This window comes from Pauljensenia sp. 20925_1_27, from assembly GCF_041432835.1.
Taxonomy (GTDB): domain Bacteria; phylum Actinomycetota; class Actinomycetes; order Actinomycetales; family Actinomycetaceae; genus Pauljensenia.
In genome coordinates this window covers 29086-42505 of the sequence record NZ_JAPWAH010000005.1, presented here as the reverse complement: position 1 = coordinate 42505, position 13420 = coordinate 29086, and the positions used below count along the sequence as shown (strand labels likewise).

Annotated in this window: 7 protein-coding genes; 5 read left to right on the top strand and 2 right to left on the bottom strand. The window is 68.7% G+C overall.

Features of this window, described 5'->3' with window-relative positions:
* The first annotated feature begins 1 nt into the window (after window position 1).
* The 4 genes from folP (at window position 2) to O3684_RS04620 (ending at window position 4504) form a co-directional block, all read left to right on the top strand.
* The gene (gene folP, locus O3684_RS04635; protein ID WP_500065340.1) at window positions 2–865 is read left to right on the top strand and encodes a dihydropteroate synthase; all 864 of its coding nucleotides are present in this window, start codon (window positions 2–4) and stop codon (window positions 863–865) included.
* Window positions 858–2984 (top strand): 2-amino-4-hydroxy-6-hydroxymethyldihydropteridine diphosphokinase, encoded by a 2127-nt coding sequence (gene folK, locus O3684_RS04630; RefSeq protein ID WP_500065339.1) that lies wholly within the window; start codon window positions 858–860, stop codon window positions 2982–2984. The genes folP and folK overlap by 8 nt, the downstream gene beginning before the upstream one ends.
* Window positions 2985–3461: a DUF3180 family protein gene (locus O3684_RS04625; protein ID WP_500065337.1), complete on the top strand. Its 477-nt coding sequence runs from the start codon at window positions 2985–2987 to the stop codon at window positions 3459–3461.
* A gap of 104 nt (window positions 3462–3565) precedes the next feature.
* Entirely contained in the window at window positions 3566–4504 is a 939-nt protein-coding gene (locus O3684_RS04620) for a hypothetical protein (protein ID WP_500065336.1), read from the top strand.
* Between the two features lie 3 nt (window positions 4505–4507).
* On the opposite strand, the gene disA is transcribed toward O3684_RS04620, so the two are convergent.
* The gene (gene disA / locus O3684_RS04615) at window positions 4508–5578 is read right to left on the bottom strand and encodes a DNA integrity scanning protein DisA (RefSeq protein WP_500062845.1); all 1071 of its coding nucleotides are present in this window, start codon (window positions 5576–5578) and stop codon (window positions 4508–4510) included.
* A gap of 36 nt (window positions 5579–5614) precedes the next feature.
* Window positions 5615–7000: a DNA repair protein RadA gene (gene radA / locus O3684_RS04610; protein WP_500065335.1), complete on the bottom strand. Its 1386-nt coding sequence runs from the start codon at window positions 6998–7000 to the stop codon at window positions 5615–5617.
* 377 nt (window positions 7001–7377) lie between these two features.
* On the opposite strand from radA, the gene O3684_RS04605 reads away from it, so the two are divergent.
* Window positions 7378–13416, top strand: a complete 6039-nt coding sequence (locus O3684_RS04605) for an Ig-like domain-containing protein (RefSeq protein WP_500065333.1) — start codon at window positions 7378–7380, stop codon at window positions 13414–13416.
* Window positions 13417–13420 lie beyond the last annotated feature (4 nt).

Genomic DNA, 13420 nt, shown 5'->3' with positions numbered 1-13420 from the left:
GATGAGCGCCCTGCCCCTGCCCGCCGCCCCGGCCTCGTTCCCGGTCCCGTCCCTGGCGCTGCCAGGCGATCTGACCCTGCCCGGTGGGCGCACGGCGGTCATGGGCATCCTCAATGTCACCCCCGATTCCTTCTCGGACGGGGGCCGTTACGCGGACGTGGCCGCCGCGCTGCGCCATGCGCGCGAGATGGTGGCCGCGGGCGCGGACCTCATCGACGTGGGCGGGGAGTCGACGCGGCCGAATTCGACGCGCATCAGTGCGGACGAGGAGTGGGCGCGCATCGGCGCGGTCGTCGAGGCCTTGGCTGCCGACGGCGTCGTCGTGTCCGTGGACACGCTGCACGCGACCACGGCCCGCGAGGCCGCGCGAGCCGGTGCGGCGATTATCAACGACGTCAGTGGCGGGTGCTGGGACCCCGAGATGAATGCGGCGGTCGCCGCCTCGGGCTGCGCGTACGTCATCCAGCACTACCGCGCGCTGCCGGGCATGCCGGGGGAGCACTTCGACTACGGGGAGGACCTCGTGGGCACGCTTATCGAGCGCGTGGGCTCCCAGGTTCAAGACGCTATTGATGCTGGTGTGACAGCTGATAAAATTGTCATCGACCCGGGCCTCGGCTTCTCGCTGACGGGCGACCAGTGCTGGCAGGTTCTGCGCGAACTGCCGCGCTTCCTGGAGGGCGGTTATCCCGTCCTCGTCGGCGCTTCTCGCAAGCGTTTCGTCAAGGCCCTCGGGGGCGACGTGGACGCCGACAGCGCGGCCATCGCCGCCTACTGCGCGGTATCAGGCGCGTGGGCCGTGCGGGTCCACGACGTAGCCGCCACCGTGGCAGCCATCGCCCGAAAGGAGAACGACGTTGACTAACCGACGCGTCATCATCGCCCTCAAAGGACTGGGGGCGATGGCCAATCACGGCGTCTACGACTTCGAGCGCGCCCGCGACCAGCGCTTCAGCGCCGACATCATCATGTGGGTCGAGACCGCGGGTGCCACGGATGACATCGCCGCCACCGTTTCCTACGCGGATATCGCCGACGAGGCCATGGCGGTCCTCACGGGCACCGCCGTCGACCTGATCGAAACCCTCGCTGAGACCATCGCCGAGCGCGTCATGAGCCACGAGGGCGTCGTCGGCACCGAGGTCACCGTCCACAAGCCCGACGCCCCCATCGACCACCCCTTCGCGGACGTGTCGGTGACCGTGCGCGCGGGTGAGACTGACGCGATGCCGCTATCGCTGTCCCTCAAGGGCATCTACGAGGCCGAGGACGGCTCGGTCCTCACCGGCGAGATCGAGGCCTACGGCCGTGCCCAGGCCCCCAGCCCCGCGCAGCAGGAACACCGCGAGGCGCTCCCGTCGCGCCGAGGTGCGCACGCCGCCGAGGCAGCGCGCGAGGAGGACACCTCCCGACCGGCGCACCTGCGCTCGCGTCGCGTCGTCCTGGCGATCGGCGGCAACCTCGGGGACGTTCCCGTCACGCTCATGCACACGGTCGAGGCCCTGTCCTACATGGAAGGCTTCCAGATCGACGACGTTTCGCCGATCATGCGCACGAAGCCCGTGCTGGCTCCCGGCCAGGCTCCCCAGCCCGACTACTGGAACGCCGTCGTCATCGGCTCCGCGATCGCGAGCCCCGACGAGCTCTTCGCCCAGACCAGCCGCATCGAGCGCGAGCTGGGGCGCGAACGCCACGAGCGCTGGGGCGCGCGCACCGTCGACATCGACATCATCCAGATCGAGGGCCTGGCCTCCGCCGACCCGGTCCTCACCCTGCCGCACCCGCGCGCCAAGGACCGCGCCTTCGTCCTGGCGCCGTGGCTCCTGTGTGACCCCGACGCCGTCCTCGAGGGCGTGGGTCGCGTGTCCGACCTGCTGGCCCACACCCCCGACCGCGAAGGCATCATCGACGCCGTCGACGACTGGCTCGAAGACCCGGCGGCCGTCATGGCCGACTCGGACCAGCTCCTGGCCCAGCGCGCCGAGCAGGCCAGCGCCGACATGCGCGAGCTCATCGAGGCCCTGACCGGCGAAATCAGCCAGGTCGACAACCTCGTGACCCGCCCGGGTGAGCCCGCTATCGAGGTGAGCGCGTCCTTCTCCGACGCGCTCGAGGCCTCGATTCCGCCCGCGCCTCACACCGTGTCGACTCCCGCTGGTGCGCCGTCGCCCGAGGCCGTGCCCGCACCGCACTCGGCGTGGGCCCCCGAGGCCGTGCCTGGTCCCGAGGCGACGTCGGCTCCGGAGGAAACGAACAGCGAGGAATCGCTCGCGGTTGACGCCGCGGCGATCCCGCAGCCGCAGACCCCCGCCCAGCTTGCGGCTGAGCAGACGGCAGCTCCGGCTGCGCCCGCAGCCGACGCGTCGCGCTTCGCCCCCGTCGAGGCGGCGCCGGCCGTCCAGGTGCCCGCTGCGCCCGCGCCGGACAGCGTGCTCGCGCCGGACAGCGAGCCCGCGCCGGACAGCGCGCCCGCGCAGGACAGCGCGCCCGTCCACGAGGCGTCCTCGCGCGAGGCCACGCCCCAGCGCGAACGCCGCCACCGCGCAGATCGCGCCTCGTCACGCCCCTCCTGGCACCCGGTCTCCTCCGTTCCCGCGGATTCCGCTGCCGGGCGCATGACCCGCAAGATAGGTACGGGCACCTACAAGCCGAGCGGCACCGAAAAACCCCGCTGGGTCCCCGTCTTTGAACCCAAGCGGGAGGAAACCCGTTCCTCGATCGCGCTGCCCGACTGGAACTTCTCCGTCAGCTCCGCACACGACGTGCGCGTCGTCGACGACCGCTCCGGCCTCGGCCACGACGACGAGCCCCCCAAGGCCACCGTCCACGCCGACGGGCGCTCGACCATCCTCGCCCCCGGACTGCCCGACAACACCCCCGTCGGCCCCATCCCCGAGGACGAGGCCACACAGACCGGCATCCTGCGTCGCGTCGTCGTGCGGCCCACGATGACCGGAGCGATCCCGATCGTCAAGAGGCGCTAAATGAAACCCGTGTCGATCGTGTGGGTGGCGGCGGTGGGCCTCGTGGCCGCCGGCCTGAGCTTCCTCGGCTTCTTGGCGCACATGCGCCAGGGCGGCACCCCGTTGATCGTCACCCCGGGACCCGCCGTCATCTTTGCGATCGCCACGGCCTGCCTCATTTGGTCCGGCCTGGCGGTGCGCCGCCTGCGCGCGGGCAAAGACACGTGGATCGATGCGATCGGCGCGATGCGCGTCGCGGTTTTTGCGCGCACGAGCGCCCTCGTCGGCTCCGGCCTGACCGGAATTCTCATCGGCTTGATGGCCGTGTCCCTCACGCAGCTCGAAGCCCCCGCGATGGCGGCCAACGCGATCGGGGCGGGCCTGTCTGGTCTCGTCGGCATCGTGTGGACCATCATCGCGATCGCCATCGAACGCTGGTGCATCATCAACCCCGACGACGAGGGATCGACGTCCTCTAAGCGCAGCGCGGCCGCCTGATCGCCCGCTCGTCGCAGGAGCGCGCGCCGCGCGCCGCGTGTGAAAGTCGCCCCCGTCCCGAGCGTTAGCCGTATCCGGCGCGCCATGCCCGGTATCGTGGATGCGTGGCTGACCAGCGTAAGAATTCCCCCAGGCGACCCACCTCCAGGCGTAGTACGTCGGGAGGCGCCAGTGGTCGCACGGGTGATCGCGCGTCCCGCGCCGCAGCCGGCAGCCGCGCATCTGCTGCTCGTCCGGCCTCGTCGAAGGCCTCGGCGTCCGTGAAGCGGGGGCGTACAGGCGCTGCCCAGCGCCCCTCCGGCGCGAAGAGGCCCGCTCAGAAGAAGTCGTCGGGCGGCGGCCGTCCGCCGGTCAACCTGTGGCCGCGGCGCATTATCACGGGCCTCGGCCTGATTCTTATCCTCGCGCTTCTCGTGTGGGGCATTGTCGCTATGGTCCGCGCGATCATCGGAGCCGTCAGCGCCGATCCCACCCCACAGTCCAGCCCCCAGTCCGTCCAATCGGGCGCGGTGGACGCATCCGGCTACACCCTCAAGGGCGGCCAGGAGGCGACGGCCGACGGCCTGCTCACCGACGGCACGACGATCGACATCCCCACCTGCCTGGACCGCGACATCACGGTCACCGCGAAGGCGTCCACGACCTCGTCCGGCTCGGCGATGCCCGTGACCCTCACGCTCGAAAACCGCGGCTCCGTCGCCTGCTCGACGTCCCTGTCGCGCTTCGGCCTGCAGATCTCGACGGGTGACCTGCAGGTCTACAACTCGGCGAAGTGCGGCGAGGAGCAGCAGTCGTCGACGACCCTGCTCCTGCGCCCGGGCGCCACGTGGACCGGCGCGCTGCGCTGGGACGGCTACGTGTACACGAACGGCTGCACGACACCCGCGGGTGGAGCGAGTGCCGCGTCTGCCGGGACCTACAAGGTCGCGGTCACCATGGGTACGCGCGAGGTCGGTTCGACAGTGGTCGACGTGACCCCCGCGCCCGCCCCGCAGTCGGGAGCTCAGTCCGGCCCGCAGCCGGGAACCCAGTCGGGCCGCTAGGGTCTACCAGCCGACGAGGCCGGAGCTGACCGCCTGCGCCTGGTGCGCCAGGTTCTCGGTGATGAGCTTGGCACGGTAGGGGCCGATACCCTCGATGGCTTCCAGTTCCTCGGTGGTGGCTGCGCGCAGTGCGGGCAGCGTCGTGATGTGCGCGGAGACCTCCTTGATGGCTCCCCACGACAGGTGGGGGACCAGGGAGAGGGCGCGCACGCCGCGCGGCGTGATCTCGCGGTCCAGGTCCGCGACCTCGTACACGTCCAGCCCGAGGATGTTCGCGATCGCGGTGAGGTCCACGATGCGCTCCGACCCGAGGGAGGACAGCTCGGCCTCGACGCGGGCGACGTCGTCGGGGTCGCGGATGTAGTCGCGCATGACGAGGGCCCGCTCGGACGCGGAGCCGCGCACGAGGTCCTCGACCTGCAGGGCCAGCAGGCGCCCCTCGGATCCGAGCTCCTCCAGGTATTCCGTGATTTCGGAGGTGATGCGTCGGATCATCTCCATGCGCTGCATGACGGTGGCGACGTCGCGCACGGTTGCGCTGTCGCGCATCTCGAGGATGGTGAGGGTCTGTAGGACCTCGTCGAGGCGCTGACTGTAGCGGTCGAGCGTATCCACCGCCAGGTTGGCGCGCGAGAGCAGGGCCTCGGGCTCCTCCACCAGGCGGTGCTCGGTGCCCACGTAGATGGAGATCATGCGCATCGACGCGGACAGGGACAGGACCGGCAGGTGGGTCTGACGTGCGGTGCGCTGCGCGGTGCGGTGGCGCATGCCGGACTCGTCGGTGGGGATCGTGGGATCCGGGAAGAGCTGCACGTTGGCCTTGCGGATGCGCCACAGGTTGGGGTCGATGATGACGGCGCCGTCCATCTTGCACAGCTCACGCAGACGCGCGGCCGTGAAAGCGACGTCGAGGTCGAAGCCGCCCGAGCAGATGGCCTGCACCTCGGGCGTATATCCCAGGACGATGAGGGCACCTGTGTGGGAGCGCTGGATTCGTTCCAGTCCTTCTCGCAATGGCGTACCGGGCGCGACTGCGCGCAGTGCCTCACGAAGGATCGCTGCATCGGACGTCAATGTGGTTTCCTCCCAGACGAGTAGGTGTGATACCTATTATTGCGAGTTTGCCGGGACAGCGACGCGAATAGCCGTCGCCAGATCCGACACAGTAAAGACGGTGATGCCGTCGACGCCCGCGAGATCCTCGCTGCCCTGAGCGGGAACGATGGCGGCGGCAAATCCCAGCCGTGCGGCCTCGGCGAGGCGACGTTGAGTGCCCGTGCACGCCCGGACCTCGCCCGTCAGGGAGATTTCGCCGACCGCCACGAGGTCCGGGCGAGGTGGAACGCCCTTGAGTGAGGACACGATCGAGATGGCCATCGCCAGGTCGATCGCCGGCTCGACCGTGCGGGCGCCTCCCACCGTGGACACGTAGACGTCCGCCCCCGACGTGTCCGCGCCGATGCGGGCCTGCAGGACCGCGAGGATCATGGCGACGCGCGCGTGGTCCACGCCCGACGTGGTACGCCGAGGCGAGCCGCCCGAGGAGGGAGCGACGAGCGACTGGATCTCCGTGGGCAGCGGGCGGCGCCCTTCCAGGGAGACGGCCGCGCACGTGCCGGGCACGCCGCGCGTCGTGCGCGACAGAAACAGGCCGGACGGGTCGGCGAGGCCGTAGATCCCCGAGTCGGTCAGTTCGAAGCAGCCGACCTCGTCCGTGGGGCCGTAACGGTTTTTCACCGCGCGCAGCAGGCGCAGGCGCGAATGGCGGTCGCCCTCGAACTGGCAGACGACGTCCACGAGGTGCTCGAGGACGCGCGGGCCCGCGATCCCGCCGTCCTTCGTCACGTGGCCGACGAGCAGGGTGGGCAGGTCGGACTCCTTGGCGACGCGGATCAGCGAGGCCGCGACCGCGCGCACCTGCGCGACGCCGCCCGCCCCGCCCTCGACCTGGGAGGAGGAGATGGTCTGCACGGAGTCGACGATCAGCAGGGAGGGGCGCGAAGCCTCGACGTGGCCGAGGACGACGCCGAGCTCTGTCTCGTCCGCGATGAGGAGGTTCGGCTCGAGCGCGCCGATGCGCTCCGCGCGCCCGCGCACCTGGGCCGCCGACTCCTCGCCCGTCACGTAGAGGACGGGGCCGCGCCCGCCCGCGGCCGCCGTGCGCGCGGCTTTGGCTGCCACGTCCAGCAGCAGCGTCGACTTGCCGACGCCGGGCTCACCCGCCAGGAGGATCACCGCACCGGGCACGATCCCGCCGCCGAGGACCCGGTCCAGCTCGCCCACGCCCGTCGAACGCGACGAGGCGCGCTCGCCGTCGACCTCGCCGATGGGCAGCGCGGGACGCCGTGGGGTGGCGGCCGCCGTGCGCGCGCCCCCCGTGACCTCGCCGGCCTGGTCGACCGTGCCCCACGCCCCGCACTCGCGGCACTGGCCCACCCACTTGGGGGAGGTCCAGCCGCAGTCGGAGCAGCGGTACGTGATCTTCTCTTTCGCCATGCACTCACCGTAACCCGACCCACCCTCATCTGCGGTCCGCGCGCGCGAAGAAGGCCGCGGGTGTGCGCGCCGAAGGGGGCACAACGACGCGAGCCGAGCGCGGAGGGCCCGCGGAGGTAAGGGTCTGGCTCTCCGGCCTCGTCGAACGAGAACGAGCATCCAAATACGTCGCTGTGGTCAGGTTCTCGTGCGCCCGGGAAGCGCGGGAACGCGGCGCGAACGAGTCACCAGGCGTTTGAACTTATTCAGTACCTGTTGTTGTCTCGGGCGTTTATCCATAGGGTTGGTCGGTGTGTATCCTTGGAATGGCTCACCATGGCCACGCGGATACAGATACCGCCCCACAACAGTGCGCACATGAAGACTGAGGAAGCGACATGAACAAGGCGCGTCGAACGCGAAACACCTGGTCGAAGCGGATGCCCGCAATCGCCGTCCTGCTGGTGTCCGTGATGCTGTGCGTCCTCGCGGTGGTCTACCGCGGCGTCGAGGTCACCCAGGTCAGCGTCGATGACGGTGGCATTTGGGTGACGAACCAGGATCGTAAGCTCCTGGGCCACCTCAACTACGACGCGCTCATGCTCGACGGCACGGTCTCGGTCAAGTCCGCGTCCTTCGACATCGGGCAGGCCGGCGGCGACGTGACGCTGGGGGAAACAGTGGGCCGTACGGTTACGCCCGTGCGCTCCACGTCCTTCTCGCTGGGCCAGGCGATCACGCTGCCCGAGAATGCGGTCCAGGTCCAGGGCGGGTCCGTGTTGGCCGTCCTCGACCCCAACGAGGGCCTGCTGTGGGTGGGTGATGCCAACGAACCGGCTTCCATGTCGCTCGTGCGCGAGGATGCAATCGCGAACGACCTGAGCGACGGGGTCGTCACGGTGTCGGTCACGGGGACGGTCTTCGCATACTCTCCCGGGTCCTCCAAGCTGGTCACGCTCACGCGAGAGGGCCAGGCTTGGCGTGCAAAGACCACGGAGATCAAGGATTTCACCCCGGCCGGAATACCGACGATCACCGCGGTCGGTGACAAGCCCGTCATCTACGACCAGGCCGGTAACAAGCTGGTGTTGCCCGGCGGCAAGGTACGCGACCTCGCCGAGGAGCACGTGACCGGCGCGGTCCTGCAGGCCCCCGGCGACGATGCGTCCTCCGTCCTGCTGGCCACCGATGCTGAGCTCGTGGCCGTCTCCCTGAACGGCAAGTCGGTGGACCGCCAGCCGGCCTCGGACGGCGGTCAGAAGGGCACGCCCGCACCCCCGGTTTTCCACGGCGGCTGCTCCTACGGCGCGTGGGCGGGCTCGGGCGCCTTCGTGCGCACCTGCACGGATTCGACGCGCAACCAGGCGCAGACTGTGCCTACGCTCGCCGAGGCCACGTCCGCCGTTTTCCGGACGAACCGCACGCGCATCGTCCTCAATGATGTGTCGACGGGCACGCTGTGGCTGCCGGACAAGAACATGGTTGTCGTCGACAACTGGGATCAGATCCCCACCGAGGAGCAGGAGGAAGAAGATACTCCGACTCCCGATGATCGCGAGCAGGTCTCCGAGCCGGAGCACAACGACAAGAACACTCCGCCCGAGGCCGTCGACGATGACTTCGGCATCCGCCCGGGTCGTTCGACGCTCCTGCCGGTCCTCGACAACGACTCGGATGATGACGGCGACGTGCTGACGGCGCGCGCCCTGACGAACCCGGAGTTCGGGACGGTCGTGCGCACGAGGGGCGGGCGCGCCCTACAGATCACGGACATTCCGGAGTCTATGACGAGCGGGTCGACGTCCTTCACGTACGAGGCCTCGGACGGCCTCGCGGGTGCGACGGCGACGGTGAATGTGACGATTCACCCGTGGAGCCAGAACGAGGGTCCGCGTCAGCTCAAGCACCCGGTTGTCAAGGTTGGCGCGAACGCGCAGGTGGAGTACAACCTGCTGTCGGACTGGATTGATCCCGATGGAGACCAGTTCTACCTGAAGTCGGCGACGGCTCCCGATGGCATGGCCGTGCAGTTCTCTGAGGACGGGACAGTTCAGATCCGCGACCTGGGTTCCGGCGCGGGCGTCAAGGCAATCGCCGTCACCATGTCGGACGGGCACGCGGAGACCGCGGGCGAGCTGCAGGTGAGCGTGCAGGAGAACGGCAACGTGCCGCCCATTGCGCGCGCGGACTTTTACGTGGCACGCGTGGGCGAGCCGCTGACGATCGACCCGGTCGAGAACGACACCGACCCCAATGGGGATACGCTGAACCTCGTTGCTGCGGGCACGCCACCGGCGGGTACGTCTGTGAGCGCCGACCTGTCGCGCGGCACGCTGACGTTCACGGGGTCGGTTCCGGGCTCCTTCCAGTTCACCTACACGATTTCCGACGGACCGTCAACGACTGTCGGCGTCATCCGCGTCGACGTGGTCGCGGACGATACGAATGCGGTGCCGATCGCCGAGGATGACCTGGCGGTTTTGCCCAGCGGTGGCGCTTCGCTGATTGCGCCGCTGGCGAATGACACGGACCCGTCGGGTGGCGTGCTCGTCGTCCAATCGATTGACGTGCCCGCGAACTCTGGCCTCGAGGTAACCCTCATTGAGCGTCACTTGCTGCGCATTACGTCACCTGCGGGCTTGAGCGACGTCACCGCGTTTACATACACGGTGTCCAACGGCGCGGGTTCCGCGACCGCTCAGGTGAGCGTCATCCCGACGGAGGCCCAGAGCGAGGAAACGCCGCCCGAGGCGAATCCTGATACCGCCAAGGTACGCGCGGGCGACATTGGTTCGGTTGCTGTCCTGTCGAATGACCGGTCGCCGATCGGTCTGTCGCTGAACGTTGACCCGGGCGTGCAGGTCATGTCGGGTGGCGAGCTGGGCACGGTCTTCGTGACCGGCAACCAGGTGCGCTTGGCTGCGGGTACTGAGCCCGGCGTCGTGCGCGTGGCATACACGGTCGTTGATTCGGTGGGTAACCGCGCGACGTCGACCGTGACGTTCGAGGTCGTGGCAGCTTCCGACGCGAATAGCGCCCCCGTGCCCAAGGCGCTGAGCGCGTGGGCCGTTCAGGGGCAAATGACGCGCATCCCCGTGCCGCTCACCGGCATCGACCCGGACGGCGACTCGGTCGCTCTGGTCGGCATTGACCAGCCGCCCGCGAAGGGCAGCGTCGTGCTGGGTACGGAGTGGCTGGAGTACACGCCCTCCGACAACGCGACCGGTACGGACACGTTCTCCTACATTGTCGAGGACCGCCTCGGCGTGCAGGGGCGCGCCCGCGTGCGCGTTGGTATTGCACCCCCGGGATCGCAGAACCACAACCCGACGGCCGTGCCTGACTCGGTGACGATTCGACCGGGACGCGAGGTGAGTGTCAACGTCCTGAGCAACGACTTGGATGCGGATGGTGACGCCCTGTCGGTCGATACGGACCCGGCGACCGTGTCGGTGTCGGATCCCGCAGCTACCGTCACCGTGGCGCAGGATGCGGTGACGGTCAAGGCCCCCGCAGCCGATGGCGTGTTCGTCGTCGCCTACCAGATTCAGGATGGACGAGGCGGACGCGCGCAAGGGCAGTTGACGGTGACGGTGGATGCTGATGCGCCGCTGCGCGCCCCGATTGCCCGCGACGACGTCGTGTCTGTCGCGGACCTACCCGCCGATTCGAAGCCCGTGAGCGTTCCCGTCCTCGTCAATGACGAAGATCCGGACGGCACGACGGCTGCGCTGACGGTGTCGGCGCAGGGCTCGGGCGTGAGCGTGTCGGGGCAGAACCTGTCAATTTCCCCGGATGCGCGTCGTCGCCTCGTCGTCTACACGGTGACGGATCCCGACGGCCTGAGCGCGAGCGCGGTCGTGACCGTCCCGGGTACCGACCTGCTGGCTCCGCGCCTGGATATGACGCGTATTCCGGTGGCGATCCGCGCGGGTTCGTCGGCGACCCTCGATATCGGCGACTACGTGCTCGTGCGCGATCATTCGCGTTCCCCGATCATTACGGACGCGGCCTCGGTGAAGTTCAACGGCGGCCTGGATTCGGTATCTCTGCAGGATTCGACGCACCTCGTGGTGAGCGCTCCCGACACGGCGTCGGGCAAGGCGTCATTGTCTTTCACGGTGCGTGACGGCGCGTCGGACGATGCCTCGGCCCTGTCCTCGACGCTGACGATCCCGGTGACGATCCAGCCGGCCAGGAACCTACCGCCGCGTCTGACCCCGACCCCGATCCTCGTGGGACAGGGTGAGGCCGTGACGGTGGATCTCACGCAGATGGTGGATGACCCGGACGATCAGGCGAAGGGTTCCTTCACGTACGCCGTGGTCAAGGCCCCCGGTGGCGTCGACGTGTCCCTGGACGGCTTCAATCTGACGGTGACCGGCAAGAAGGACCAGCCGAAGGGGCCGGTCGGCGCGATCACGGTCAGCGTCGATGACGGTTCGGGCGCGGTCAATGCCGATATTCCGGTGACGATCGTGAAGTCCTCGAAACCCCTCGTGACGACGACGGACGCGCGCATCAAGGTCAACGCTGGTCAGACTGCGAACGTGAATCTGGCGGAGTACACGACGAACCCGTTTACGGAGCCGCTCGTCGTCCTCGACGCGTCTGTTCACGTGGGTCAGGGAACGGCCTCCGGCGACGGGAATGTTCTGTCGGTGACGCCCAAGGCGGGCTTCCACGGCGACATGATCGTCGTGTACCGCGTCATGGATGCGACGAATGACCCTGATCGCATCGTGCAGGGCCGCGTCATCGTGAAGGTCCTGGACCGTCCCGATCCGCCCCAGAACGTGTCGGTGACCCCGATGGGGGCAGGCACGGCGTTCGTGAGTTTCCAGCCGGGCGCCGCGAACGGCGGCACGATTTCGGGCTACACGATCACCGATAGGAACAGCGGCCGGACCTTCACGACGCGCGATCCGGGCGTCCAGGTCACGGGCCTGGAGAACGGCGTGAAGCACTCCTTCACGGTCGTCGCGCACAACGAGGCCGGGGATTCGGATCCGTCGACCGCATCGGCTGAGGTGCTGATCGACGCGGCACCCGAGCAGATGGCGGCACCCACGGTCGTGGGTGTCGATGGTGCCCTCGATATCTCGTGGGTGAAGCCCAATAACTCGGGGTCTGCGATCCACACGTACATGGTGTTCGTTAATTTGCCGTCGGGTGGCCAGCCGATCTCGCAGTCGGTATCGGGCTCTGAGAACTCGATCCGCATCGGCGGATTGAAGAACGGTGAGCTGTACTCGGTGTCCGTTCAGGCGCTGAACAATGCGGAGACGCCGTCGCCGCCGTCCTCGCCGACGGCGAGCTACCCGCACGGTGCCCCCGATCCGGCGGGTAACGTGTCGGCAGTGCCGGTGGGTGCGGGTTCGGACCCGAACCGCGCGACGGTTGAGGTCTCGTGGTCGCTGGGCAATTCCAATGGTCGAGGCTGGGGTCCCACCACGGTCACGGCTGGTGGCGTGACCGAAACGGCTGGGCCGGGCCAGACGTCTGTGACGCTGTCGGGCGTGCAGACCGGTCGCGGGGTACCGGTGTCGGTCGTGCTGACGAACTCGGACGGCGACCAGGCCGGCGCCGGTTACGCGCAGGTTTCGATTGCGACGACCCCCGCGCCGATTTCTGCCCCGACCCTGTCGGGAACGAACACGCCGGGTGAGCTGAGGGTGAGCGGGCTGTCGGTTGCGACGGGCCGAGGCTTCGATGCCTCCGACCTGACGTTGCGCTACTCCTCCAGCGAGAACGGGTGCGGCAGTGGCCAGCCGATTAGTGATGGCACGATCGTGCCCTCCAACGGGTGGGCGCCAACGACGTACTACTTCTGCCAGACGGGCATCGGTTTGAACAACACGCTGGCTGTCTCTCCCGTCGTTGCGGCGACGGGTACGGCGACGGGTGTGCCCTCGGAGGTAGGCGTGAGAATCACGAACGTCAATTCGACGAGCCTGACGGTCCAGTGGGATCCCGTGGGTGCTAATCCCGCGGTCAGCACGATTTACGTGACCCTGGGTAGCGAGACGAAGCCCGTGCCCGGTAACGCCACGGAGGTGACGTTCTCGAACCTGGAGCAGGGCAAACGGTACCGGGCGAGTGTCACCGCGGAAAACGCGCAAGGCTCGAAGACGATGAGCCAGCATCCGGACGCCGTGACGAAGCTCGACGTGAGCGCTCAGTGGGTGCAGACCTGCCGCGGCGACGAGCGCGGGTTCAACCCGGCCTCGTGCCACACGTTCACGCTGAGCGCGCCGGGCTGGTCGAGTTCCTCGGAGCCGCACGTGTGCCCCGTGCGCAACGACCGCACGAACGGCACGGAGTGGGTGCGTGTGGATGGTGCGGGCCCGATCTGGACGCGCCTGACCACCCAGGCAGACAGCGAGGATGCCTTCAAGCAAGGGTCCTACCTCATCGGCGAATGCCGTCCGGAGTGATGTT